The sequence below is a fragment of the Mycolicibacterium wolinskyi str. Jessa 2025 genome (genome assembly GCF_049241375.1).
In the GTDB taxonomy this organism is placed as follows: Bacteria; Actinomycetota; Actinomycetes; order Mycobacteriales; family Mycobacteriaceae; genus Mycobacterium; species Mycobacterium wolinskyi.
This window is the reverse complement of sequence record NZ_CP185960.1, coordinates 770072-795461: the sequence shown is the minus strand read 5'-3', so window position 1 is coordinate 795461 and position 25390 is coordinate 770072. Positions and strand designations below refer to the sequence as shown.

Below are 25390 nucleotides of genomic sequence, written 5' to 3'. Positions count from 1 at the left end.
GCATGCACCGGAAACCGCTGGTGCTGAACCACTTCCTTGATCCGCGTGTCAACATGTCCGCAGAAGTCCGCGACGGTCATTGTCGGTGCGACGTCCAGCACCAAGGGCACAACCCCGGCGAACATTCCTGGAAGCGTCTTGGACTCGGGCCGGACTCGCCTGCTCACCGGGAAGTCCAGCACCACCTGCGAAGCCTGCGCCGTCCACTGGCGCACCAGAAGAGCGCAAGCCGCGGTGAGAACGGACGACCGCGGCGCGCCCAGCCGCTCCGCAAGCCAGTCGCAGCGATTGACCGCGACGGGATCCAGAGGCAGCGGCGCCGAGGGCTCGTCCGCTCCGGCGTCCGCCGCCGCACTCGACGACCGCCAGTCAGAGTTATTGTCCGCGGGGAGATTTCGTAACCAGTAGGCCTCGTCTTCGCGATAGTCGTCTGAGTTCTGGTATTCCGTCTCGATATCGACGAGGTCTTGCAGCGATCCGAACAGAGGACTCGGCACGGGCGCCCCCGAGACGACCGCGGTGTACACCGACGCGATCCGCTGGCCGGCCAAGGCCAGCGCAAACCCGTCGATGACGATGTGGTGGCAGGCCGCGAACAGGTAGAACTCGTCTGCTTGGGTTTGCAGCACCGCGAGTCTGAACAGCGGGTCGGAGAGTGACATCGGCGCACGCTGAATCGACGAGACTATCCGGCGCACTTCACTCGACGCGTCGTCAGAACTGGTCAGATCATGAAACGCGAGATCGATGTCCGGGTCGTCGACTACCCGCTGCGCGACCTCCCCGTCGATCTCCTCGATGGTTGCTCTGCCAGGTTCGATCTCGCCGACGACTCGTCTGACGGCCCACTCCAGCGCGCCGAGATCCACCGCGCCGTCGATCTTCATCAGAAGACCGAGCTGCCACTCGTCGCCTGAGCCGGCCGCCTGTTGGGCCAGCCAAACGTCCAGTTGCGCACGTGTCAGCGGAAGCGGACGGCTACTCGGCACCGTTTCCGTCTTCAAAGAACACCCCCGGTTCCTTTCAATTCAGGTATCGATCCGAGTCAGCGCTCGCGCGCGAGCCGATCACGCAGGCTCTTCGGACGTATGTCCGGCCAGTTCTTCTCGATGTAGTCCAGACAGGCCGCTCGATCGGCCTCTCCGAATACCACCCGCCAACCCGCAGGTACGTCCGAGAACGTCGGCCACAAGCTGTGCTGCTCCTCGTCGTTGATCAGCACGTAGAAGGTGCCGTTGTCATCGTCGAACGGATTAATGCTCACCTTGTTCTCCAAGATCAAATCGATGGGCGGTAAATCGGTTCGAACTCTACTGAAGACCGAGGGCGTCGGCGGGCTTTCGACGAAGTGCTCGGCGAACTGCCAACTCATCATTGGGTGGCCTGCAGTTACGCGGTTCTTGGTGCCGAAACCTCGTCAGAAATGAATGCACGTCGCGCCCTCCAGACTGCATTTTTACGTTGGTGTAACTGGCAACTCGGGCTTCCATGTAGAGAATCGATCGACCCGCACTGTCGCATTGTCTGGGCCTATCTAGCAAAGTGTTCAGATCAGCTATAAATTTACTGGCAAACACGTAAACCCCATACCGGACAGCTTTGGCGTTTTCACATGAATTAGTCTGGCTTTGTTTCCGAGCCCGTTGAGCCGAGTGCGCACGACGACACACCGCTGGCCGCAAACAGCGTTCCGCGGAGGGCACCGTCGGCAAAGCTGCGCCGGGCGAACGGGTGAGCTGCCAGAGGGCAGCGCCGATGAGCAGACTGCCGCCGAGGAACTCAAGTTGCGGCGAAAGCCGAACGCCCGCTCAATGAAGCTCCCGGCCGAGGCCGAGTGGTCCATACGTGACGGCCGACGAAAAATGCTGGGCCGCAAGGCTTAGCGATGTTGATATCGGCTGCGGAGCCGGTCTGCTGAGCACCACGCCCACAGCGCGGCTGACAGATCGATATCGCTGGCCTGCGTCAGGTTATGCGGCTCTCACGCGGCATCAAGATCAGATACCGGGGCCACTGCCTTCCTCAGAAGTTGCTACAGGAGCTGAAAACGTTCTCGATCGTTGGCAACAACGCCGCGTTTGCCGGATTGGCGCGAATCTTCGCCGCCATCGGCTGACGTTGAGCCGGCGATGAGTCGATGAACTGACGCAGACCCGCCTGTTGCTGCGGCGATTGGATAAATGCCGCAGCTGCCGGCCCCTGGGCGTTGGCGGCAGCTATTACCTGTTCGTAGCTACAGGTCGTGTCGACTATCGGGTCAGCGGCAGCCAGCCCCGCCCCCGCAGTCAGCGACAATGCAAGGCCGCCGACGGCGGCTGCGGCTCCTGTAGTCAGAATCCATCTCATCACGCCAGATCCTTTCGACGATTTCAGTACCGACTTGGATCCCCCGATAAACGCGACTCTAAACCGCTCGTTTAAGGGGCGACAAGCATTTGGCGCCATTGCCATAAACTGTTCAGCTTTCGAGTCGGCGATATCCGCTGGATATAACTGACGACCGGGTCAGGACTGCCTTGGAATCTCCGCTGTCGGAGCATCATCGTCGTCGGGACGCTGGTCCGTGCCGAGCAGTGCGCGCACCAGCGGGCGGGGACCATACGGCCGGAGCAGGACGCTCGCCGGCCGTGGCCGCACCCGCTGCGGCCACCAGAACCACCGGCCCAGCAGCGCAGCGATGGACGGCGTCATGAACGAGCGGACGATCATGGTGTCGAACAACAGTCCCAACCCGATGGTGGTGCCGATCTGACCGATGATTTGCAGATCGCTGACCGCCATCGACGCCATGGTGGCGGCGAACACCAGACCGGCAGTGGTCACGACTTTGCCGGTGCCTCCCATCGCCCGGATGATGCCGGTCTGGATGCCCGCCCCCAATTCCTCTTTCAGACGCGATACCAAGAGCAGGTTGTAATCGGATCCGACCGCCAACAGAATGATCACCGACATCGCCAGCACCATCCAATGCAGATGGATTCCCAGGATGTACTGCCAGACCAAAACGGCCAATCCGAACGATGCGCCCAACGAGAGCACGACTGTTCCGACGATCACCAGAGCGGCAACCAAACTCCGCGTGATTATGAGCATGATGACGAAGACCAAACAGATTGCTGCGATGCCGGCAATCAACAGGTCGGTGGTCGAGCCGTCTCGCCAATCCTTCGCGGTTGACGCGGTCCCGGCGAGATAAATCTTCGCTCCCGACAGCGGTGTGCCTTTGAGGGCCTCCTCGGCCGCGAGCCTGACCTTTTCGATCCGAGCAATTCCTTCCGGCGTCGCGGGATCGCCGTTGTGCGAGATGATGAACCGGGCCGACTTGCCGTCCGGGGATATGAACGATGCCATGGCCCGTTTGAAATCCGGATTGTCGAAGACCTCCGGAGGCAGGAAGAAGGAGTCGTCGTTCTTCGCGGCGTCGAAGGCCTGCCCCATGGCGCTGACTTGGGCAGTCTGGTCCTCCAGCTGGGTCGCCATTCCCGACATCGTCGAGTAGTTTTTCAACGTCATCGTCTGGATGGTCTTCATCACCGCGATTGCCTTCGGAAATTCGGCGATCAACTGCGGGACTATCGCGTCGAGCTGTTCCATGTCATTGACAAGCTTCGACAACTTTTCGGTTAGTACATCCATTCCGTCGAGCGTGTCGTATATCGATCTGAGGGCCCAGCACAGGGGTATGGAATAGCAGTGCGGTTCCCAGTACAGGTAATTGCGTATGGGTTTGAAGAAATCGTCGAATGCTTGGATATGTTCCAGTAGCTGTAAGGAAATGTCTTCGATTTCCTTCGTGGTGCCGAGCATTCGATGGGTGATCCCGTACAGCTGCTTCATCAAGTTCAGCTGGTTTTCCATCAGCTGGATCATGACGCCCATGTCCTGAGCCTGCTTCAACATGTCCTTGTTGCGTTCGTCCTGCAGCTTGCGCGATTGCACCTGAGCGGCGCTCTGCAGGCTGATCAGAAACGGGATGGACGTCTTGGCAATCGGCGAGCCTTCCGGCCGGGTGATCCCTTGTACTCGAGAGATCCCCTGAACCTTGAAAACGGCCTTGGCCAGCTTGTTCAGCGTGATGAAATCCGTGGGATTCCGCAGATCACGTTCTGTTTCGATCATCAGGATGTCGGGCGTCAACCGCGCCTGCGAGAAGTGCCTCTCGGCGGCCAGGAAACCCTGATTGGCCGGGATGTCCGCCGAGATGTAGGCACGGTCGTTGTAGCTCGTCTCGTATCCCGGCAACGCGAACAGGCCGACGAAGGCAGCCGCGAGGGACGCGGCGAGGATCGGCGCGGGCCACCGGGCGATCGCGGTGCCGATTCCACGCCACCGACGAGATTTGAGTCTGCGCTTGGGATCCAACAGTCTGATGCTGCTGGCTAGGACTATTCCCGCAGGTACCAATGTCACGGCGGCGGCAACCGCCACCAACATGCCTATGGCACAAGGGATTCCCATCGTCTGGAAATAGGGCAACCGCGTGAAGCTGAGGCAGAAGATGGCGCCGGCGATCGTCAGGCCAGATGCCAGCACGACCGGCACCGTGCTTTGGTAGGTGCGGTAATACGCAGACTCTCGGTCCTGCCCGGCTTGACGCTCTTCCTGATATCGACCGAAGAAGAAGATGCCGTAGTCGGTTCCTGCCGCGATAGCAAGGAATACCAACATATTGACTGCGAAAGTCGACAGCAGAAAGACCTCATGGGCGCCGAGGAAGGCGACGACACCACGGGCGGCACCCACTTCAAAGCCCACCATCACCAGCAGCAGGATCACGGTGATGACCGAACGGTAGACGATGAGCAGCATCGTGAAGATGATCGCGAGCGTCGCGATCGTGATCTTCACGATCGACTCGTTACCGCTGTGCTGCATGTCCGACGCCAGTGGCGCGGCCCCCGTCACGAAAACTCTGACACCTTCGGGCGGCCCGGACCGATCCACGAGATCGCGTACGGCAGCGACGGATTCATCGCCTGATGGCGTGCCCTGGTTGCCCACGAGGTTGATCTGGACATAGGCGGCCTTGCCGTCGGGACTCTGCACGCTCGACGAGGTGAGCCGGTCTCCCCAGAGGTCCTGCACATGGGTGACGTGTTCGGAGTCTTTTCGCAGCGCATCGACCAGTCCCGCGTAGTACGCGCGGGCATTGTCACCGAGCGCCGTGTCACCCTCCAGGACGATCATCGCGGAGCTGTCCGAATCGGACTCTTCGAACGCCTGCCCCATACGCAGCATGGCTTTGGTCGACGGTGCGTCCGCAGGCATCAGCGACACCGAATTCCGCTCCGCGACGTGCTCGAGCGCCGGAATTGCCGACCGCCAGTCCCAATTGACCGAGGACAGCGTGGTGAAGACGATCAGGGCAAGCCACGCCACGACGATGATCGGCGAGGTCCTGCGTATCGTCTTGGCGACGAAGGGCGGCCGAGTGTTGTCGGTGCTCATACGGCCCGGCTTAGTCATCACGCAGTATCAATGCACGTACAAGTGGACGCGGCCCCACCGGGCGCAACATGGTGCTGGCGGGACGCGGACGCACCTGGCGCGGCCACCAGAACCAGCGGCCGAGCAGGGCGGCGATGGATGGTGTCATGAAGGCACGCACCACAAGCGTGTCGAACAGCAGACCCAGGGCAATCGTCGTACCGACCTGGCCGATCGTGAGCAGGTCGCTGACGATCATCGACCCCATGGTGGCCGCGAACACCAGGCCCGCGGCCGTCACCACCTTGCCGGTACCGCCCATCGCGCGAATGATGCCCGTTTTGATGCCTGCGCCCACCTCTTCCTTCATTCTCGACACCAACAAGAGGTTGTAGTCGGAACCCACTGCGAGCAGGACGATTACGGACATCGCCAACACGACCCAGTTGATCTGGATGCCGAGAATGTACTGCCACAACAGGACCGACAGACCGAAGGACGCTCCCAGCGACAGCGCCACCGTGCCGACGATGACCAAGGCCGCGATGAAGCTTCGCGTCATGATCACCATGATGAGGAAGATCAGGCACAACGCCGAGACGCCGGCAATCAGCAGATCGATTTTCGCTCCGTCGATCAGATCCTTCACCTGTGCGGCCGTACCCGCGATGTACAGATTCGATGTCTTCGAGCGGAGTTCCCTTCAACGCCTCCTCGGCCGCGGTTCTGATCGGCTCGACGAGAGCCGTGCCCTCTGGTGTTGCCGGATCGCCCTTCTGCGAGATCAGCAGACGTGCTGCCCTGCCGTCCGGCGACATGAAGATTTCCATCACGCGTTTGAAATCCTCATTTTGCAAGGCATCTGGCGATAGATAGAAGGAGTCGTCGTTGTTGGATGCGTCGAACGCCTTTCCCATGGCGGTCGCGTTCTCGTTCGCATCTTGAGCCTGGGTGATGATGCCGCTCATGGTGCTGTGCATCGTCAGCATCATGGTGCGCGTGCTCTGCATATTGGCGATCATCGCCGGGAACTGCTCGAGAAGCTGGGGCATCAGTACGTCGAGTTGATCGAGATCATCGGTGAGATCTGCCATCTTGAGGGTCACCTGATCGATCCCGTCGATGGACTCGAAAACGCCTCTGATCGCCCAGCACACCGGGATGTTGAAGCAGTGCGGTTCCCAGTAGAAGTAGTTGCGGATCGGTCTGAAGAAATCATCGAAATCCGCTATGTGATCCCGGATTTCCTTCGTCGCGTCTTCCACCTCGTGGGTGGTGACCACGAGGCGATGCGTGGTGTCGACCATTTGCCGCATCAGGCCGTACATCCGCTCCATCACGTTGATCATGGTGGTCAACTGGTCGGCCTGATCCAACAGATCTTCCATCCGCTGCTGTTGGAACGGCATGCTCAGCTTGTTACTCGCGTTGCTCATGCTCAACATGAAGGGGATCGACGAGTGCGCGATCTGTGTCCCTTCAGGCCGCGTCACGGACTGCACGTTCGCGACCCCGGGCACGGCGAACACCGCCTTGGCCAATCTGTTGAGCACCAACAGGTCCGCCGGATTCCGCATGTCGTGGTCCGACTCCACCATCAGCAGATCGGGCGAGCTCATCGACGATTCCGGGAAATGCCGAGAGGCCGCGGCGAACCCCTGGTTGGCCGGAATGTCCTGCGGGAGGTACCTCTGGTCGTTGTAGCTCGGGTTGTAACCGGGCAGCGTCAGTAGCCCGATGAGCGAAATCGTCATCGTGGCAACGAGAATCGGGCCCGGCCAACGGACTATCGCGGTACCGATTCGCCGCCATCGCCGGGTGACGACCAGCCGCTTGGGATCGAAGACGCCGAATCGGGCGCCTGCCGCAATGCAGGCGGGAACCAGCGTCAGCGCGACGGCCACCGCGACCAGAATGCCGATGGCGCCCGGAATGCCCAGTGGCTGGAAATACGGCAATCGGGTGAAGCTCAGGCAGGCAATCGCTCCCGCGATCGTGACACCCGACGCCAGCACCACCTTCGCGACACTGCGGTAGGACGTGAAATACGCGTCCACGCGGTCTTCGCCGGCCTGCCGCGCCTCCTGGTACCGGCCCGCGAAAAAGATCGCGTAGTCGGTGCCGGCCGCAATACCCACTGACACAAGCAGGTTGACAACGTACGTGGTGAGTCCGACAAGCCCGTGCATACCGAGGAAGGCGACGACCCCGCGGGCCACCTGAAGCTCGATGAACACCGTGAACAGGATGATCAGGACGATCGAGATCTTGCGGTAGAGCAGAAGCAGCATCACGAAGATCACGCCAATGGTGACCAACGTGATCAGGAGGACGGTCCGGTTCCCACTCAGACCCATATCCGCGACGATTGCCGCGGGACCGGTCACATAGGTCGTCACGCCCTCTGGTGCCGGAGTCCGTTTCACAAGATCTTGAACGGATTTCACCGATTCGGTCGCCTCGGCCTGCCCGAGCGCGCCGGCCAGCTCCAACTGTACGAAGACCGCTTTCCCATCGCGGCTCTCCGCCGCGCCCGCGGTTAGTGGGTCCCCCCAGAAATCCTGCACGTGCTGGACGTGCTTCGTATCCTTCTTCAGTTCGGCGACGAGCCCGTCGTAGTACTTGTGCGCATCGGGGCCGAGGGGTTCCTGCCCCTCCAGGACGATGACGGCCACACTGCCGCCGGTGGACTCCTCGAAGACCCGGCCCATGCGCTCACCGGCCTTGACCGACGGGGCGTCCGCCGGACTGAGCGAGACCGAATGCTGCCTTTCAACCACCTCGAGCGGCGGAACTCCCAGGGTGACGAGAACCGTGATCGCCACCCAGCCGATGATGACCAGTGCCGAAAAGGTCCGGATGAAAGAGGCGATTCGCGGCCGCCGTGTTCTGGTCTCGTCCGATTGCACGGCCGTCATCCGTTCTTCAGGAGACAAGACGTGAATGCATTTACGTTATTGGAGGTTCTCTCGGCCTTTACTTCGCCGTCGACGATGATGCGGCAGCCGATGTTGTCGCTGTCGCCCTGCGCCATGAGACTTCCGATTGCCGTCGTGCTGCCCATGTCGAATTGCAAAGTCCAGGGCAGGCTGATCCCGGTGATGTACTGCGGTTCCGTGTCTTTGTCGAAGTAACTGATGTTCGCAACCGTTCCCGGTGGGCCGAATACCTCATAGATCATCTGCTTCGGATCGTAGGTCTCGGATTCGTCGGCCCTGGTATCGGAGTAGGACGTGTGCTTCTCGGAACCGAAGATCCCGTGCAGCCGAGACACGGTGAACCCAGCGCCACCCACCACCACCAGCACGAGTAGCGGTATCCACAGGCGCTTCAACAATCCGAAAATGGTACGACTCCTCCCCTGCCGCCACACCCCCGAATGTGCTGCGGTCTCCCATATGACCATCGCGAGTGTTCGGCACCCAGTCGGGGTGCCGAACAGTGGCAGAAGAATAACCCATGCCCGAAACCCTTGTATGTGCTTGTGGCGGAACGATATGAGGTTGCGACGATTGCTGGAATGCTGCACCCAAGCATCGATCTTGAGCATCGCAGATGGCGTCAGGAAAAGGCGATTTGCCCATCTCGTCGACGCCTTCGGACTAGCCTGCACAGCCAACACCCAGGCACGATCGGAAGCGGCAGGCCAACCGACGTCAACTTGGTGACAGCCTAGCGAAAAAGGAACAAAACATTCGGTGAATACCTAGCCTGTCACGGTTGAATGCGGCCTCAGTAGCTACGGTGGCAAAGTTTGCCAATTACTGCTTAAACATGGCATCTGGCAATTTGCTGTCAACTAACCGTCGCGAGCGTGAAAGGCAGCACCTCCGGTGCCCCGGCGCCGCGCAGGTGCCGCGCCGCCATCGTCAGCGTCCAACCGGTGTCGGTCACGTCGTCCACCAGCAGCACCGGACCGTCGACGTCGACGTCGGGCCGCTCCCACGCGCCGTCGAGCGCGGCCACCCGATAGGCCGAGTTGGCGGCGGTGACTGGCCGCCGCCCGGGTGCGTACCGCATGGTCCCGAGGTTTTTCAGCCGGCCGAGTTCGGCCAACCGCCGCACGGTCGAGGTGATCAGCTTCGGACGCGTCGCCGAGTCCAGACCCATGACCGCGACCGGCCGCGTCGACCAGCCCCAGGTCTTCAGCACCGCGACCGCCGCACCGATCACCTCGTCGGGCACCTCGGCGTCGGGTTCGTCCAGCAGGCGCCGCAGCCGAACACCCCAGCCGAGGTCGGTCAACCTACCGATGGCCCGCCCGGGAGCGGCCCCGTCGCTGATTCGGCCCGACAACTCAAGGCCCAGCTTGGCGAGACCGGACGGCCACTGTTTACGTGGCGCCACGACGATTCCCGGGCGTCGCAGGCGTTCTGTGGTCGCCGCGAGCGTCGCGTCGTCGACTGCGGTCTCGTAATGACGACCAGTGCAGTTGTCGCACCGCCCACAGCGTTCGCTCGGTTGCAGGTCCGGGTCGTCGAGTTGAGCGCGCAGGAACACCATTCGGCAAACGTCGGTCGCCTGGTAGTCGAGCATGGCCTGTTGCTCGCGACGGCGGGCTTCATCCAGGGCGCGATAACGGGCCTCGTCGTACTCCCACGGCTCCCCCGTCGCGATCCATCCGCCTTTGACCCGGCGCACCGCGCCGTCGACGTCGAGCACTTTGAGCACCATCTCCAGCCGGGAGCGGCTCAAGTCCACGAGGGTTTCCAGCGCGGGCGTGGACTGCGGCCGGTCACTGTCGAGCGCGTCAATAACGTTGCGCACCATCGATTCCGACGGGAAGGCCACCGAGGCGAAGTATCGCCACACGTCTTGATCCTCGATGCCGGGCAGCAGGATCACCTCGGCGCTGTCGGTCGCCCGGCCCGCTCGGCCGACCTGCTGGTAGTACGCGATCGGCGAGGACGGCGCACCGAGATGAACCACGAAACCGAGGTCGGGTTTGTCGAATCCCATCCCGAGCGCCGAGGTCGCGACCAGCGCCTTGACCCGGTTGCCGAGCAGGTCTGCTTCGAGTTGTTCACGCTCCGCGGTGTCGGTGGACCCGGTGTAGGCGGCGACCTTGTGTCCACGCTCGGCCAGCAGCGCGGCGACGTCATGGGCCTGCGCCACCGTGAGCGTGTAGATGATTCCCGATCCGGGCAATGAATCCAATTGCGCGGCAATCCAAGCGGTGCGCTGCGCCGGATTGCCCGCCTTGACGACCGAGAGCCGCAACGATTCCCGGTCCAGCCCGCCACGCAACACCAAGGTGTCGCGGCCGCCGACGCCCAATTGCGCTGCGACATCGTTCACGACGCGGTCGTTGGCGGTCGCAGTGGTGGCCAAAACCGGTATACCGGAACCCAATTCGGCGATGAGCGTGCGGATGCGCCGGTAGTCGGGCCGAAAGTCGTGACCCCAGTCCGACACGCAGTGCGCCTCGTCGACGACGACCAGACCCGCATCGGCGGCGAGCGCGGGCAGGACGTTGTCGCGGAAATCGGGATTGTTCAGGCGCTCCGGACTCACCAGCAGTACGTCGAGATCGCCGTCGGCGACCCGTTGGTGGATCGCGTCCCACTCGGTGACATTGCCGGAGTTGATCGTTGCGGCCCGGACCCCGGCCCGCTCGGCAGCGGCCACCTGGTTGCGCATGAGCGCCAGCAGTGGCGAGACGATCACGGTCGGCCCGTGGCCGGTGCTGCGAAGCAGTTTGGCGGCGATGAAGTACACCGCTGACTTGCCCCACCCGGTGCGCTGAACCACCAGCGCCTGGCGTCGGCCGACGACCAACGCCTCGATGGCCGTCCACTGGTCGTCGCGCAATGTCGCCGTCGGCCCGGCCAACTGTTCGAGAACCGACTGGGCCTGCTCACGGGTCGCCATGGCCACCATACTGCCGGGTCGCACCGACGCCTCAGGAAACAGCATGAAATTGACAGGGGCGCCAAGCGATTCGCTTACCAGCGATCACTTCGGGGTCGCGGAGATGAGCACGCAACCAGATGACGGCCCGGGGGATGGAGCCGCCACCTGGTCACGCTGGCCTCAGAGGTCCTGCAGCGCCTCGGACACCGGCGTCGGATTCACCTCGACGCCGCACTGGGCGGACAGGTCAGCAACCGGCTGATTGATCGTCCTCAGTTCCTGCTCAACTTGCGGGTTCTTGTCGAAGAACGCCTGGTAGAGCCCGTCAGCCTGGTCGTCGGGCTGCTTGGCGATGTCCGACAGCGCCTGGTCCGCCTCGGGATGGGCAGTCAGGTACGTACTGGTCGACGCAGTAACCGAGCTGACGGTGCTGGCGACACCACTCTCGCTGCACTGATCCGGTGCGGCGTTGGCCATCGGCAGCGTGAATGCGGCGGAGACGACGCCGCCGGCGCACATTCCGTACAGGCAACGACGGACTGCGCGTGCGGACATCTTCTTCATCGAACTTCACTCCTTCGGTCGGCGATCGTGGTTGATCGCGCCCCGAGGATTAACGCAAAGCCCCGATGCTAAACACCCCTAGCGAGCGGCAGCGGCGTCCTGCTCGCGTTTGATCTCCAGTGCGATGTCGATGAGCTGGTCTTCTTGGCCGCCGATGAGCTTGCGCTGACCTGCCCGGTGCAGCAGCTGATGCGCCGGTACGCCGTAGCGCTCGGACTGACGGATCGCGTGCTTGAGGAAGCTCGAATACACCCCGGAGTAGCCCATGATCAGTGCGTTGCGGTCGAGCAGGCACTCGGCGGGCATCGCGGGCGCGACGACCTCTTCTGCGGCGTCGGCGATGTCGAAGAAATCGATGCCGGTCTTGACGCCGATCTTGTCGAACACCCCGATCAGGGCTTCGACGGGGGCGTTGCCCGCACCCGCGCCGAACCGCCGGCAACTGCCGTCGATCTGCTTGGCCCCGGCACGCACGGCCTCGACGGAGTTGGCAACCCCGAGCCCGAGGTTCTCGTGTCCGTGGAAACCCACCTGGGCGTCGTCGCCGAGTTCGGCGACCAGGGCGGCCACCCGGTCGCGGACGCCTTCCAGGACCAGTGCGCCCGCGGAGTCGACGACGTAGACGCACTGGCAGCCCGCGTCGGCCATGATGCGGGCCTGCGCGGCGAGCTTCTCGGGCGAGATCGTGTGGCTCATCATCAGGAAGCCGACCGTCTCCAGGCCGAGCTCGCGGGCCAACCCGAAGTGCTGGATCGACACGTCGGCCTCGGTGCAGTGCGTCGCGATCCGGCAGATCGAGCCGCCGTTGTTCTGCGCCTCCTTGATGTCTTCCTTCGTGCCGACACCCGGCAGCATCAGGAAGGCGATCTTGGATTCCTTGGCGGTCTCCGCGGCGAGCTTGATCAGTTCCTGCTCAGGCGTTTTCGAGAAGCCGTAATTGAAACTCGACCCGCCGAGCCCGTCGCCGTGCGTCACCTCGATGACCGGGACACCCGCGGTGTCCAAGGCCGCGACGATCGCGCCGACTTCGTCCTTGGTGAACTGATGACGCTTGTGATGGGACCCGTCGCGCAGCGACGTGTCGGTCATCCGGACATCCCAGATGGGGTTGAAGAAGATGTCTTTGGTGGTCATGCTTGCGCTCCGGATCCTGCGGAAAGGCTTGTTCCGAGTTTTTCTTTGGCGATCTCCTCGCCGACCTTGGTCGCCGCGGCGGTCATGATGTCCAGATTTCCAGCGTAGGGCGGCAGGTAGTCGCCCGCACCCTCCACTTCGATGAACGTGGTGACCAGGTGGTTGCCACCGTTGACCACCGACGGCTCGTCGAACTGCGGTTCGTTGAGCAGACGGTAGCCCGGCACATAGGTCTGCACCTCGGCGACGACATCCTTGATCGACTGCGCGATCGCGTCGTGGTCCGCATCCTCGGGAATCGCGCAGAAAATGGTGTCGCGCATGATCATTGGCGGTTCGGCGGGGTTGAGGATGATGATCGCCTTACCGCGCTGAGCCCCGCCGATGTTCTGCACGCCGGCACTGGTGGTCTTGGTGAACTCGTCGATGTTGGCGCGCGTCCCCGGGCCGGCCGAAGCCGACGACACCGAAGCGACGATCTCGGCATAGGGCACATCCACCACACGCGACACCGCGTGCACGATCGGGATCGTCGCCTGCCCGCCGCAGGTCACCATGTTGACGTTCGGCGCATCGAGGTGCGCGCGCAGGTTGGCCGGCGGGATGACGCCGGGCCCGACCGCGGCCGGCGTCAGGTCGATCGCGCGAATGCCCGCCTCGGCGTATCGCGGTGCGGCGTCCCGGTGCACGTATGCGCTCGTGGCCTCGAACAGGAGGTCGGGCTTCTCGTCGAGACCCAACAACCAATCGGCGCCCTCGGCACTGGTTTCCAGGCCCAGCTTGCGAGCGCGGGCCAGACCTTCTGACTCCGGGTCGATCCCGACCATCCAGCGCGGCTCGAGCCATTCCGAGCGCAGCAGCTTGTAGAGCAGATCGGTACTGATGTTGCCGGATCCGACGATCGCGACGGAGGCTTTGTTGGCCATATCGGCTCCTTATTCGAAACTCAGTCGTACTGAACCTAACCCGGCGAAGTCCGCGACGAAATCGCTGCCGGGAGGTGCATCTATCGCACGTGTGCACGAGCCCGGCAACACGATGTCACCGGCCTTCAAGCGGACACCGAACCCCTCGACCTTGCGGGCCAACCAGGCCACCGCGGTCACCGGATTGCCCAGCACCGCATCGCTACGTCCCTCGGCCACCACCTCGCCGTGGTTCGTCAGAACTGCGTCGATGTTGCGGATGTCCACGTCCTTCGGTGACACCCGGGCTTCGCCGAGCACCCAACCCGCCGACGACGCGTTGTCGGCGATGGTGTCGCACAACTTGATCTGCCAGTTGGTGATCCGCGTGTCGATCAACTCGATCGCCGGCGCGAAGGCCGCCGTCGCCGCCAGCACGTCCTCTTCGGTGCAACCGGCACCCGGCAGATCGTCGGCGAGGATGAACCCCACCTCCACCTCGACACGGGGGTAGAGGTAGTTCGACGACTTGACGGGCTTGTCTTCATAGACCTGCATCTCGTCGAGCAGGTGACCGTAGTCCGGTTCGTCGACACCCATCATGTCCTGCATGGCCTTGCTGGACAGGCCGACCTTGTGACCGATCACCCGCGCGCCTTCGGCGACCCGCTGACGGATGTTGATCAGCTGGATCTCGTAGGCGTCCACGACGTCGATCCCGGGATTCCCGTCGGTCAACGGGGTGATCGGCACCCGGCTGCGTTCGGCTTGTGCCAGGTCGGCAGCCAGTTGAGCACGCACCTCGTCACTGAGCATTGTGGTGAAGTCCCCTCACTTCTTTGACCGGGGCGGTTGTTGGATCGCCGGCCAATTCTATAACGTGTTCTACATGACTGGACAGGAGTACGACGTAGTCGTGGTCGGAAGCGGCGCCGCCGGCATGGTCGCCGCCCTCACCGCTGCCCACCAGGGCCTCTCGACAGTAGTCGTAGAAAAGGCTCCGCACTATGGAGGTTCCACTGCGCGGTCCGGTGGTGGCGTGTGGATCCCGAACAACGAGATTCTCAAGCGTGACGGCGTAACCGACACGGCCGAAGCCGCGCGGAAATACCTGCACGCGATCATCGGCGACGTCGTCCCGGCCGAGAAGATCGACACGTATCTGGACCGCGGCCCGGAGATGCTGTCGTTCGTGCTCAAGCACTCGCCGCTCAAGCTGTGCTGGGTGCCCGGGTACTCCGACTACTACCCCGAGACACCTGGCGGAAAGCCGACCGGCCGGTCCGTTGAGCCCAAGCCGTTCGACGCCAAGAAGCTCGGGCCGGACATGAAGGGCCTCGAACCGCCGTACGGCAAGGTGCCGCTCAACGTCGTCGTCATGCAGCAGGACTACGTCCGGCTCAACCAGCTCAAGCGTCATCCCCGCGGCGTGCTGCGCAGCCTCAAGGTCGGTGCGCGCACGATGTGGGCACAGGCCACCGGAAAGAACCTCGTCGGCATGGGCCGTGCCCTCATCGCGCCACTGCGCATCGGCCTGCGCGACGCCGGTGTTCCGGTGCAGCTCAACACCGCCATGACCGACCTCTACGTCGAGGACGGCGTGGTGCGTGGCATTTACGTCCGTGACACCGCGGCGCCGGAAAGCGCTGAGCCCGTGCTCATTCGGGCGCGACGCGGCGTGATCCTCGGTTCGGGCGGGTTCGAGCACAACGAGCAGATGCGGGTCAAATACCAGCGCGCGCCGATCACCACCGAGTGGACGGTCGGCGCGGTCGCCAACACCGGCGACGGCATCCTCGCCGCCGAAAAGTTGGGTGCCGCACTGGAACTCATGGAGGACTCGTGGTGGGGTCCGACCGTTCCGCTGGTGGGGGCGCCGTGGTTCGCGCTGTCCGAGCGCAACTCCCCCGGATCGATCATCGTCAACATGGCCGGCAACCGGTTCATGAACGAGTCGATGCCGTACGTCGAGGCCTGCCATCACATGTACGGCGGCGAATACGGCCAAGGCCCCGGCCCTGGCGAGAACATTCCGGCGTGGCTGGTCTTCGACCAGCAGTATCGCGACCGCTACATCTTCGCGGGATTGCAGCCTGGACAACGCATTCCGTCGAAGTGGCTGGAGTCGGGCGTCGTGGTCAAGGCTGCGACATTGGATGAGCTGGCCGCCAAGACAGGTCTGCCCGCCGACGCCTTCAAGGCCACCGTCGAGCGGTTCAACGGCTTCGCCCGGTCCGGCGTCGACGAGGACTTCCACCGCGGCGAAAGTGCCTACGACCGCTACTACGGCGATCCGACCAACAAGCCCAACCCGAACCTCGGCGAGATCAAGAACGGGCCGTTCTACGCCGCCAAGATGGTTCCGGGAGACCTGGGCACCAAGGGCGGTATCCGCACCGACGTGCATGGCCGGGCGCTGCGGGACGACGATTCGGTGATCGAGGGCCTCTACGCGGCGGGCAACGTCAGCTCGCCCGTCATGGGCCATACCTATCCCGGTCCGGGTGGCACCATTGGCCCCGCCATGACGTTCGGATACCTCGCAGCCCTGCACCTTGCCTCGGCCGGATCGGCCACATCGAACACGGAGGCCTGATATGCCCATCGATCTCGACAAGGCGCTGGGAGCCGAACTGGAACCCATCGAATTCTCGTGGACCAGTAGCGATATCCAGCTCTATCACCTGGGCCTCGGGGCGGGTGCCGACCCGATGGATCAGCGCGAGCTGCGCTACCTCGTCGACGACACCCCGCAGGTGCTGCCGACGTTCGGCAACGTCGCGGTCAGCTTCCACATGACCGAACCGCCGAAGGTTCAGTTCCCCGGCATCGACATCGAGCTGTCCAAGGTGTTGCACGCGAGCGAGGCCGTCACCGTCCCCGGGCCGATCCCGACCAGTGGGACCGCGAAGTCGGTGCAGCGCTTCACCGAGATCTGGGACAAGGGGAAGGCCGCCGTCATCGTCAGCGAAAGCACGGTGACCGACCCGTCCGGCACGGTGCTGTGGACCACCAAGCGCTCGATCTTCGCGCGCGGCGAGGGTGGCTTCGGCGGCGAACGTGGACCGTCGACGTCAGTCGAAATGCCCGACCGCGCACCGGATATCGAGATCGCTTTGCCGACGCTGCCGCAACAGGCCCTGCTGTACCGGCTGTGCGGTGACCGCAACCCCCTGCATTCCGATCCGGCCTTCGCCGCGGCCGCCGGCTTCGACCGGCCGATCCTGCACGGCCTGTGCACCTACGGCATCGGCTGCAAAGCCATCGTCGACAATCTCCTCGACGGCGATGTGTCCCAAGTGGCTTCATACGGTGCACGTTTCGCCGGCGTCGTGTTCCCAGGCGAAACACTGCAGGCCAACATCTGGAAGGAAGACGGCCGCTTCGTCGGCGTCCTGACCGCGCCGTCACGGGACAACACGGTCGTCCTGTCCGGTGTGGAACTCGTCCCGGCCTGAGTTTGTTTGGTGCGTGCGGTTGGCGGGTGTGCGTGCTCCGAGTCCCGTTGTCACGCCAGAGTGACGCTTGGCTCCCACAGCCACGCTGGCGTGACAAACGCGGGCGACTGCCGTTGTCTGCGAGTCCCATTGTCACGCCAGAGTGACACTCGGCTCCCACAGCCACGCTAGCGTGACAAACGCGGGCGACTGCCGTTGTCTGCGAGTCCCATTGTCACGCCAGAGTGACTCTTGGCTCCCACAGCCACGCTAGCGTGACAAACGGCTGGCACGCGCCGCGTGAATACGGCGAAGAATGTCGCCCCGACGCTCCCCCGCCGATACGCGAACATTGAGCCACCCAGCACGCTGCACCCGCTCAGCCCGCCGCAGATCCCACCGGTACTGCGAGTCATTGAGGCGGTGCTGTTCGCCGTCGTATTCGACGGAGACCATGAGGTCGTCCCACCCCATGTCGAGAAATGCGAACGGATCGCCGGGGCCATCGATTACCGGTATCTGCGTCTCCGGTCTCGGCAGGCCGTCGTCGAGGATCATCAACCGCAGCTGTGTTTCTTTTGGCGATTGAGCTCCGGCGTCCATCAATTCGAGCGCAACCCGTGCCCGTTGAACGCCTTGACGCCCGCGGTGACGCTGCAACAGAAGATCGACATCAGCCGGCTTCAGATCTGTCGCGGCTGCAAGCGCGTCAAGCGATTCCACCGCGAGATCCCTTGAATACCAACACCCCATGTCGAGCGCGGTGCGAGCCAGCGTTGTCACCGGGATGCCGCTGTGAAGCGTGATTTCGTCGTGTTCGATGCGCTCGGTCCGAACCTTCAGTCCTGCCATGGGATTGCGATTCGAGTGCAACATCTCCAGCGGTTCGTCCGGCCTTACCCACTTCGCCCCATAGAGTGCGGCCGCCGATCTTCCAGCGATGATCCCGCGCCGTCGCGACCACAACCATCCGGCGCGTGCACGTACCTCCGGAGTGAGTTCGGTTCCGGGACTTACGTAGACGTCACGAAACACTCGGGTGTATCTGGTGCGCAGCGCGCTCTTGAGCACCTCACCACGGGCGACGGCTGCACTACCGACAAATGGCTCCCCCATAACGAATGAGTGTGTCGGGCAAAGCCGTATCCGTCACATCGGTTATCCACAGGCACCATTGTCACGTTGGAGTGACGATGGTTGTCCACAGCCACGCTGGCGTGACAGTGGACAACAGAGGCCGCAGAAGCTAGCCCGGCCGCCCCGCCATTGTCACGCTAGAGTGGCGTGCGAGCTCGAGAGCCACGCTAGCGTGACAATCGCGGGCAAACTGCAATCGCCGCAGGCAAATCACGCACCCAACGCACGCACGCACGCAAACCAGGCGCAATTACATACGCCGTGCGAGATCGTCGTCGCCACCGCTGTAGCGCGGAGGCTCGTGGGGTGTGACGGGGACAGGTCCGGGTGCGGGCCGGCTTTTCGCTGGGGCCGGCGGCGCCGGCCGGCGGGGCCGTCGCGGCGGGCGGAGCGGACTGGGCCGGCGCCTGCGGTGCCGACGCCGAACTACCGGCTCCCGAGCGGTCGTTCAGCTGAGCCTCGCGGGCGTCCTGGCTGGCTTCGCGCTTGTCCTGAGCGATGTCGCGTTCGTTCTGCCGGTCTTCGCGTTCGTTCTGCTTCGCGTCACGGTCGTTGAGCCGTGCTTCGCGTTCGGCCTGTTGCTGTTGTGGGTTGGCACCCATCGGTGCACCACCTGGCGTGCCGCTGCCGGGTGCGCCGCTGCCCTCCGGACCACCGCCGCCCTTGGCGCTCTCCATGGCCTTCATGAGCGGCTCCATCAGTGAGCCGAACTGTCCGCCCATCTGGCCCGCTGCTTGTGCCGGCGTGGAGGCCATCTGGCCCATCTGCCCGAGCTGACCCATCATCTGGCCCAACTGGCCGACGCCTTGCTGGCCGGCCTGGTCAGCCTTCTCGTACGCGCCCTGCGCATCGCCGAGCTTGCCGTTGAACATGTTCTCTTTCGCCGCGAGCGCGGTGACATTCGTCGTGAGCGATGCGGCCAACGTCGGCAGTATGCCGGCGATGGTCATGCTCATGGCATCCTCGCCGGCCTGGATCGGCGGCATGTCCGGCAGTTGGATCGGGGCGGCATTCCAGTTCAGTCCGCCGGGGGTGGTGAACGGCGTATTACTCACCGGACGTCTCCTTCAGCATTGGTCGTGCGCCGATATGTCGCGGGCTCACCAGTCGTCATCGTCGTCGTCCACGTCGACTTCGTGCTCGAGCGGTGCGGGAACGGCCAGCGTCGCCGACGTGCCTCCGCTCGCGCCGCGCTGGCCCATCATGCCCATCGGCGCGCCCATGCCGCCCATACCACCGGCGGCCACCGGCGCCAGGCCGATCGCGGTGCTTCCGGCCGCCGCGGGATCGACCGAAACCGGGGTGGTGTTGCCACCGACGAGTTTCGACATCAGCGGCGTCTGGGATCCGACACCGCCGGTGCCCGGCAACGATGCGGCTTTCATCATGCCCGCGCCACTGCTCGGGCCCGATCCGCCGGCGAGCGGGTGGTTCGAGAAGGCCGAGAACGGCGACGGTCCTCCACCGGTGCCGCCGCCCTTGCCCACCGAGCCGAGCATCGACGTCAGCTGCTGCAGCGGTTGGGAAAGCTGCTGCAACGGCTGTGAGAGCTGCTGAGGGATCTGCCCGAGCATCTGCGGGATCTGACCCAGCATCTGCGGCAGCTGGCCGGCCATCTGCATCGCCTGCTGCACGCCTTGCTGCATGCCCTGTTGCGCTTGGGCGGTCGGCGGGGTGGTCATCTGCGGCACGTTGGCGACGGTGCCGAGGCTGCTCGCGAGCGAGGTGGTGCTGGCCGTGACGGTCGCGATGTTCTGCGAGAGCCCCATCTTGATGCGGCTCTCGATCAGTTCCTGCTTGTTACCGAACGGCAGCGCCTGTAGTGCCTCGACTTCGTGCTGGACTTCCTGGGCTGCGGCGTTGACGGCCATCTTCGTCTGGACGACGGCGGCGGCCATCTGGGTCAGCTGGGTGGCGATCGCCTGGGCCTGAGCTGCATTGGCCTCGTGGCCGGCGATCATCGTGGTGGCCTCACCCGATGCCGCGAGGGACCCGGCGCCCTGCCAGACCTCGGTCAGCTTCATCAGCTGGCTGGTCTGCTCAGGAACGATGTTGCCGCTGATGTTCGCGGCGAGCTTCTCGTACGACGCTGCCGCAGCCGTCAGCTGCTCTTCATCGACATTCGGCCAGGCCGGCCCCGTCACCGTTTGTGACCCAAACGGGCTGCTGTCGGGCATGATCCCCACGCCACGACCCCCCTTTCACGCGTGCTGCATCTGCAGCAAAGATTACCGTGTGCAGCGGGGGTAAGGACGCGCCTTTAACCGAGGATCAATCCCGAGGTCGGCACGCCGGTGCCAGCGGTGACCAGTACGTGTTCGACGTTGTCGACCTGATTCACCGAAGTGCCCCGCAACTGGCGCACACCCTCAGCTATCCCGTTCATGCCGTGGATGTATGCCTCGCCGAGCTGACCGCCGTGCGTGTTGATCGGTAACCGTCCACCGATCTCGATCGCGCCGTCGGCGATGAAATCCTTCGCCTCACCCTTGCCGCAGAACCCGAGCTCCTCGAGCTGGATCAATGTGTACGGGGTGAAGTGGTCGTAGAGGACCGCGGTCTGGATATCGGCAGGAGACAGCCCCGACTGCGCCCACAGCTGGCGGCCCACCAGGCCCATCTCCGGCAGCCCGAGCTCATCGCGGTAGTAGGAGTACATGGTGAACTGGTCGGCGCCTGCACCCTGAGCCGCGGCCTCGATGATCGCGGGCCGGTGCTTGAGGTCCTTGGCCCGTTCGGGCGTGGTGACGACGATCGCGACGCCGCCGTCGGTCTCCTGGCAGCAGTCCAGCAGTCGCAGCGGTTCGGCGATCCACCGCGACTTCTGGTGGTCTTCGATGGTGATCGGCTTGCCGTAGAAATGCGCCTTCGGATTGTTGGCGGCGTGCTTGCGGTCAGCCACCGACACCGCACCGAAATCCGCACTGGTGGCGCCGTATTCGTGCATGTACCGCTGCGCGATCATGGCGACCGACGCAGCAGGTGTGCTCAGCCCGTGCGGGTAGGACCAGCTGTACTCGACCCCGCGGGAGTCGGCATTGGTGGTCAGGCCCGTCATCACCTGGCCGAAGCGGAACTCCGAGCGTTCGTTGAATGCCCGGTACGCCACGACGACCTCGGCCACACCCGTCGCCACGGCCAGCGCGGCCTGCTGCACGGTCGCGGCCGCGGCACCGCCGCCATAGCCGATCTGGCTGAAGAACTTCAGGTCCCCGATCCCGGTGGAACGGGCGACGGCGGTCTCCAGATTGGAGTCCATGGTGAAGGTCACCAGGCCGTCGACGTCCGACGGCGACAGCCCGGCGTCGTCGAGTGCGTCGAGCACCGCTTCCGCCGCGAGCCTCAACTCGCTGCGGCCGGAGTTCTTGGAGAAGTCGGTGGCGCCGATACCGGCGATCGCAGCCTTGCCGGAGAGCATCAGTTGTCCCCCAAAGAAAGTGTGGCGGTGGCGATGACGTGGTCGCCGAGGCTGTTGCTGCCCACGACTTTCACGGTCGCGACGCCGTCCTCGATGGCCGTGACCTCGCCGGCGAACGTGACGGTGTCATAGGCGTACCACGGCACGCCGAGACGCAGCCCGATCGACTTGATGCGCGCCGACGGCCCCGCCCAGTCGGTCAGATAGCGCTGCACCAGGCCGGTGTCGGTCAGGATGTTGACGAAGATGTCCTTGGAGCCCTTGGCCTGTGCCTTGTCCCGGTCGTGGTGCACGTCCTGGTAGTCGCGGGTCGCGATGGCCGTCGAGACGATGAACGTCGGATCGCCGTAGATCTTGAGCTCGGGCAGTTTGGTGCCGACGACCGGCGTGACGGACGTCCCAGCCGCGCTCACTGCGCCGGCTCCCACGCGTACAGCGTCCATGCCGGACTGACATCGCTGTCGGGAAAATCGATATACGTTGCGCGCACCGGCATTCCGATCTGCACCTTGTCGGGGTCGATGTTGCGGAGCTCGCCGAGCATGCGCACGCCTTCGTCCAGTTCGACAAGCGCGATCACGAACGGCAGGCTGCGTCCCGGGACCTTCGGTGCGTGGTGGACGACGAAGCTGAACACCGTGCCCGTGCCGGACGCGACGACGTAGTCGACGGGCGCTTCTTTGTCCTGCCACACCGCGGGCACCGGCGGATGCTGCAGGGTGCCGTCGGGGCGCTTCTGGATGCGCAGCTCGTGGGCGTTGACGCCGTCCCAGAAGAACTGCGTGTCCCGCGACGCCGCAGGACGCATGAGCTTGTCCGGGTCCAGATCCTCGGGAACGGCCGGCTTCTGCTCCTCGCGTGGCTTGAACTTCATTATCCGCCAAGCCATTTCGGCGACGTCCTCGTCGCCGACCTGCCAGGTGATCTTCTGGTTGATGAAGTAACCCTCGCCGAGCGCGGTCTGCTTCGGGCCGATGACGTCGGTCAGCTCGGCGCTGATCGTGACTTCCTCACCCGGTTGCAGATACCGGTGATACGTCTGCTCACAGTTGGTGGCGACGACGCCGACATAGCCGGCATCGTCGAACAACTTCATCATCTGGCTCAGCGGATCGTCATCCGGCCTGCCCTGGCCCAGCCCGGCCATGGTCCACACCTGGATCATCGCAGGCGGCGCGACAATGCCGGGATGCCCGGCGGCCTTGGCGACCTCCTCGTCGACGTAGATCGGGTTGCGGTCCCCGATCGCGTCGACCCAGTGGTGAATCATCGGCTGATTCACCGGATCCCGGCCCGCGCGCGGCTTGCTGCGGCCGGCGGCCTTGATCTCGTCGACTGCTGCTTGAAGATCGCTCACCTTGGAACCCTCGGCACCTTCAGCCCGGACGCCGCGATCATCTCGCGCATCACCTCGTTGACACCGCCGCCGAACGTGATGACCAGATTGCGTTTGGTCATCTTGTCGAGCCAGTCGAGCAGCTCGGCGGTCTCCGGGTCGGCGGGGTTGCCGTACCTGCCGACGAGTTCTTCGGCGAGCCGGCCGACTTCTTGAATGCGTTCGGTCGAAAAGACTTTCGTCGCGGCGGCGTCGGCAACTGCGATGGTCTCACCCGATGCGGCGACCTGCCAGTTGAGCAGCTCGTTGATACGCCAGATCGACTTGATCTGGCCGAGCAGGCGTCGCGCGTCGTCGTGCTCGATGGGGATGACGCCGTTCGAACCCGGCTTCGACGCCCACGTCCGCACCTGGTCGTAGATGCCTGCGACGCGACCGGCGGGGCCCAGGCTCACCCGCTCGTGGTTGAGCTGCGTGGTGATGAGCTTCCAGCCACCGTTCTCCTCGCCGACGAGCATGTCGGCGGGCACGTGAACGTCGTTGTAGTACGACGCGTTGGTGTGATGGGCACCGTCCGACAGGATGATCGGGGTCCACGAGTAACCCGGATCCTTGGTGTCGACGATGAGGATCGAGATGCCCTTGTGCTTGGCGGCAGTGGGGTCGGTACGGCACGCGAGCCAGATGTAGTCGGCATCGTGGGCGCCGGTGGTCCACATCTTCTGGCCGTTGACGATGTATTCGTCACCATGGCGCACCGCCGTCGTGCGCAACGAGGCCAGGTCGGTGCCGGCGTCGGGCTCGGAGTAGCCGATCGCGAAATGGATGTCGCCGGAGAGGATTCCGGGCAGGAACTTCTTCTTCTGCTCCTCGGTGCCGTACACCTGAAGCGTCGGGCCGACGGTCTGCAGCGTCACCAGGGGCAGCGGCACATCGGCGCGGTTGGCCTCGTTGACGAAGATCTGCTGCTCGATCGGGCCGAAGCCCAGACCGCCGTACTCCTTGGGCCAGCCGACGCCCAGCTTGCCGTCCGAACCCATGCGCTTGATGACGGCGCGATAGGCCTCGTTGTGGCGATCGGACGACATCGCCTCGGCCTCTTCAGGGGTGATGAGAGTCGAGAAGTATTGCCGCAGTTCGGCTTGCAGGGCCCGTTGCTCGGGCGTGAGCTCGATGAACATTAGGCCCCCACCAGGTCCAGGCGATGCGACGGACCGCCGAGCAGTCGCGTCAGATCCTTGATCGACGAGTAGTAGCGGTCCATGGGGTATGTGATGTCCATACCCATGCCGCCGTGCAAGTGATGGCAGGTCCGCATCGCGAGCGGCGCCTGCGAGGTCAACCAGTAGCCGAGGATCGCGAGGTCTTCGTCGGCGTCGAGGCCCTCCGAGAGCCGCCACACAACCGAAGTCGACACCAGATCGATGGTGCGGGAGGCGATGTAGACCTCCGAAAGCTGTGCGGCCACCGTCTGGAATGTCGACAGCGGCCGACCGAACTGCTCGCGCGTCGCGACGTAGTCCGCCGTCAGTCGCAGCGCACCGGCTACGAGACCCGCGGCGAACGCACCCGTCGTCGCCAGCACGTGCTGGTTCACCCGCGTTGTCGTCGCACCGTCGAGCACACCGTCGACCTCGACGTCGGCGAACGTCACCACATACTCGTCCGAACCGTTGGCGGTCGGCGTTTTCGTCACCGCGACGCCGGTTGCCGTCGGCGAAACCACCACGACTGCGCTGTCGGCGGTGACCACAAGCCACTCGGCGGTATCGGCATACGGCACACCGACTTTCGTGCCGTTGATTTTGCCGCCAGAGAACGTTGTCCCCGGCCGGTCCGGAAGCGAGGCACCGGGCTCATTCAGGGCTGCCGACAACACCGAACCCTTGGCCACCCCGGCCAGGTAGCGGTCCTGCTGAGCTTCGGAGGCCAGGTCGAGCAACGACACCAGGCCGAGGCCGAGTGTCGCCAGCGCCGGGCTGATGGTGCCGTGCCTGCCGATCTCGGTGAGCGCCGTGGCCACCTCAAGCAACCCGAGACCGTCGCCACCCAGCCGGTCCGGGACGGCGAGCGCTGTGACGCCACCAGAAACCAGTGCGTCCCAACTGTTGTCCCGCTCCAGCACGGATGTCACCACGTCGGCGACGGCCTGCTGCTCGGGGTTCGGACTGAAATCCAC

19 protein-coding genes and 2 pseudogenes are annotated in these 25390 nt (G+C 64.0%); 2 read left to right on the top strand and 19 right to left on the bottom strand.

The window, feature by feature from the left end:
• Positions 1 to 38: 38 nt before the first annotated feature.
• The 11 genes and pseudogenes from ACOI2T_RS36410 to ACOI2T_RS04030 all read right to left on the bottom strand — a co-directional run.
• Positions 39 to 989: pseudogene (locus ACOI2T_RS36410) on the bottom strand (condensation domain-containing protein); the annotation flags it as partial.
• Between the two features lie 56 nt (positions 990 to 1045).
• Positions 1046 to 1264 (bottom strand): MbtH family protein, encoded by a 219-nt coding sequence (locus ACOI2T_RS04075; protein ID WP_067858605.1) that lies wholly within the window; start codon positions 1262 to 1264, stop codon positions 1046 to 1048.
• Positions 1265 to 2022: 758 nt separating this feature from the next.
• Entirely contained in the window at positions 2023 to 2346 is a 324-nt protein-coding gene (locus ACOI2T_RS04070) for a hemophore-related protein (protein WP_084357012.1), read from the bottom strand.
• A gap of 159 nt (positions 2347 to 2505) precedes the next feature.
• Complete coding sequence (locus ACOI2T_RS04065) at positions 2506 to 5448, bottom strand: MMPL/RND family transporter (RefSeq protein ID WP_409502732.1); 2943 nt, start codon at positions 5446 to 5448, stop codon at positions 2506 to 2508.
• A gap of 10 nt (positions 5449 to 5458) precedes the next feature.
• A pseudogene (locus tag ACOI2T_RS04060) lies at positions 5459 to 8345 on the bottom strand (MMPL/RND family transporter).
• A complete protein-coding gene (locus ACOI2T_RS04055; protein ID WP_409502765.1) occupies positions 8342 to 8833 on the bottom strand; it encodes an MmpS family transport accessory protein in 492 nt (163 codons plus the stop codon). The pseudogene ACOI2T_RS04060 and the gene ACOI2T_RS04055 overlap by 4 nt, the downstream one beginning before the upstream one ends.
• A gap of 389 nt (positions 8834 to 9222) precedes the next feature.
• Positions 9223 to 11298 (bottom strand): RecQ family ATP-dependent DNA helicase, encoded by a 2076-nt coding sequence (locus ACOI2T_RS04050; RefSeq protein ID WP_409502731.1) that lies wholly within the window; start codon positions 11296 to 11298, stop codon positions 9223 to 9225.
• Between the two features lie 162 nt (positions 11299 to 11460).
• Complete coding sequence (locus tag ACOI2T_RS04045; RefSeq protein ID WP_067858474.1) at positions 11461 to 11844, bottom strand: heme-binding protein; 384 nt, start codon at positions 11842 to 11844, stop codon at positions 11461 to 11463.
• A 78-nt stretch (positions 11845 to 11922) separates the two neighbouring features.
• Positions 11923 to 12978 carry a 4-hydroxy-2-oxovalerate aldolase gene (dmpG, locus tag ACOI2T_RS04040; protein ID WP_067858477.1) on the bottom strand — a complete coding sequence of 352 codons (1056 nt, stop codon included), beginning with the start codon at positions 12976 to 12978 and terminating at the stop codon, positions 11923 to 11925.
• Positions 12975 to 13904 (bottom strand): acetaldehyde dehydrogenase (acetylating), encoded by a 930-nt coding sequence (locus ACOI2T_RS04035; RefSeq protein ID WP_067858480.1) that lies wholly within the window; start codon positions 13902 to 13904, stop codon positions 12975 to 12977. Before ACOI2T_RS04035 ends, dmpG begins: the two co-directional genes overlap by 4 nt.
• Positions 13905 to 13913: 9 nt before the next feature.
• Positions 13914 to 14699 (bottom strand): 2-keto-4-pentenoate hydratase, encoded by a 786-nt coding sequence (locus ACOI2T_RS04030; RefSeq protein ID WP_085143400.1) that lies wholly within the window; start codon positions 14697 to 14699, stop codon positions 13914 to 13916.
• A 73-nt stretch (positions 14700 to 14772) separates the two neighbouring features.
• Here ACOI2T_RS04030 and kstD point away from each other — a divergent pair, with 73 nt between their 5' ends.
• Complete coding sequence (kstD, locus tag ACOI2T_RS04025) at positions 14773 to 16479, top strand: 3-oxosteroid 1-dehydrogenase (protein ID WP_409502730.1); 1707 nt, start codon at positions 14773 to 14775, stop codon at positions 16477 to 16479.
• Between the two features lies 1 nt (position 16480).
• Positions 16481 to 17341 (top strand): enoyl-CoA hydratase ChsH3, encoded by an 861-nt coding sequence (locus ACOI2T_RS04020; protein WP_409502729.1) that lies wholly within the window; start codon positions 16481 to 16483, stop codon positions 17339 to 17341.
• 249 nt (positions 17342 to 17590) lie between these two features.
• Here ACOI2T_RS04020 and ACOI2T_RS04015 read toward each other — a convergent pair whose 3' ends face one another.
• The 8 genes from ACOI2T_RS04015 to ACOI2T_RS03980 form a co-directional block, all read right to left on the bottom strand.
• Positions 17591 to 18436, bottom strand: a complete 846-nt coding sequence (locus tag ACOI2T_RS04015) for a type IV toxin-antitoxin system AbiEi family antitoxin (protein ID WP_409502728.1) — start codon at positions 18434 to 18436, stop codon at positions 17591 to 17593.
• Between the two features lie 188 nt (positions 18437 to 18624).
• A complete protein-coding gene (locus ACOI2T_RS04010) occupies positions 18625 to 19512 on the bottom strand; it encodes a hypothetical protein (protein ID WP_421875872.1) in 888 nt (295 codons plus the stop codon).
• A 45-nt stretch (positions 19513 to 19557) separates the two neighbouring features.
• Positions 19558 to 20643, bottom strand: coding sequence for a hypothetical protein (locus ACOI2T_RS04005; protein ID WP_409502726.1), 1086 nt, complete (start codon positions 20641 to 20643; stop codon positions 19558 to 19560).
• Between the two features lie 74 nt (positions 20644 to 20717).
• Complete coding sequence (locus tag ACOI2T_RS04000) at positions 20718 to 21875, bottom strand: 17-hydroxy-3-oxo-4-pregnene-20-carboxyl-CoA lyase (RefSeq protein WP_409502725.1); 1158 nt, start codon at positions 21873 to 21875, stop codon at positions 20718 to 20720.
• Positions 21875 to 22318 carry a MaoC family dehydratase gene (locus ACOI2T_RS03995; RefSeq protein WP_409502724.1) on the bottom strand — a complete coding sequence of 148 codons (444 nt, stop codon included), beginning with the start codon at positions 22316 to 22318 and terminating at the stop codon, positions 21875 to 21877. The genes ACOI2T_RS04000 and ACOI2T_RS03995 overlap by 1 nt, the downstream gene beginning before the upstream one ends.
• On the bottom strand, positions 22285 to 23232 hold the full coding sequence (locus ACOI2T_RS03990; protein WP_409502723.1) for a bifunctional MaoC family dehydratase N-terminal/OB-fold nucleic acid binding domain-containing protein: 948 nt from the start codon (positions 23230 to 23232) through the stop codon (positions 22285 to 22287). Before ACOI2T_RS03990 ends, ACOI2T_RS03995 begins: the two co-directional genes overlap by 34 nt.
• Positions 23229 to 24392, bottom strand: a complete 1164-nt coding sequence (fadE29, locus tag ACOI2T_RS03985) for an acyl-CoA dehydrogenase FadE29 (protein WP_067858507.1) — start codon at positions 24390 to 24392, stop codon at positions 23229 to 23231. Before fadE29 ends, ACOI2T_RS03990 begins: the two co-directional genes overlap by 4 nt.
• Positions 24392 to 25390 carry an acyl-CoA dehydrogenase family protein gene (locus tag ACOI2T_RS03980; protein WP_409502722.1) on the bottom strand — a complete coding sequence of 333 codons (999 nt, stop codon included), beginning with the start codon at positions 25388 to 25390 and terminating at the stop codon, positions 24392 to 24394. Before ACOI2T_RS03980 ends, fadE29 begins: the two co-directional genes overlap by 1 nt.

Excerpts from the sequence above, each read along its gene's own strand:
- ACOI2T_RS04035 (WP_067858480.1), bottom strand. The coding sequence starts at position 13,904 with ATGGCCAACAAAGCCTCCGTCGCGATCGTCGGATCCGGCAACATCAGT.
- ACOI2T_RS03995 (WP_409502724.1), bottom strand. The coding sequence starts at position 22,318 with ATGGACGCTGTACGCGTGGGAGCCGGCGCAGTGAGCGCGGCTGGGACG.
- ACOI2T_RS04000 (WP_409502725.1), bottom strand. The coding sequence starts at position 21,875 with ATGCTCTCCGGCAAGGCTGCGATCGCCGGTATCGGCGCCACCGACTTC.
- ACOI2T_RS04020 (WP_409502729.1), top strand. The coding sequence starts at position 16,481 with ATGCCCATCGATCTCGACAAGGCGCTGGGAGCCGAACTGGAACCCATC.
- ACOI2T_RS04030 (WP_085143400.1), bottom strand. The coding sequence starts at position 14,699 with ATGCTCAGTGACGAGGTGCGTGCTCAACTGGCTGCCGACCTGGCACAA.
- ACOI2T_RS04070 (WP_084357012.1), bottom strand. The coding sequence starts at position 2,346 with ATGAGATGGATTCTGACTACAGGAGCCGCAGCCGCCGTCGGCGGCCTT.
- kstD (WP_409502730.1), top strand. The coding sequence starts at position 14,773 with ATGACTGGACAGGAGTACGACGTAGTCGTGGTCGGAAGCGGCGCCGCC.
- ACOI2T_RS04045 (WP_067858474.1), bottom strand. The coding sequence starts at position 11,844 with ATGAAGAAGATGTCCGCACGCGCAGTCCGTCGTTGCCTGTACGGAATG.
- ACOI2T_RS04050 (WP_409502731.1), bottom strand. The coding sequence starts at position 11,298 with ATGGCGACCCGTGAGCAGGCCCAGTCGGTTCTCGAACAGTTGGCCGGG.
- ACOI2T_RS04065 (WP_409502732.1), bottom strand. The coding sequence starts at position 5,448 with ATGAGCACCGACAACACTCGGCCGCCCTTCGTCGCCAAGACGATACGC.
- ACOI2T_RS04015 (WP_409502728.1), bottom strand. The coding sequence starts at position 18,436 with ATGGGGGAGCCATTTGTCGGTAGTGCAGCCGTCGCCCGTGGTGAGGTG.
- dmpG (WP_067858477.1), bottom strand. The coding sequence starts at position 12,978 with ATGACCACCAAAGACATCTTCTTCAACCCCATCTGGGATGTCCGGATG.
- ACOI2T_RS04055 (WP_409502765.1), bottom strand. The coding sequence starts at position 8,833 with ATGGTCATATGGGAGACCGCAGCACATTCGGGGGTGTGGCGGCAGGGG.
- fadE29 (WP_067858507.1), bottom strand. The coding sequence starts at position 24,392 with ATGTTCATCGAGCTCACGCCCGAGCAACGGGCCCTGCAAGCCGAACTG.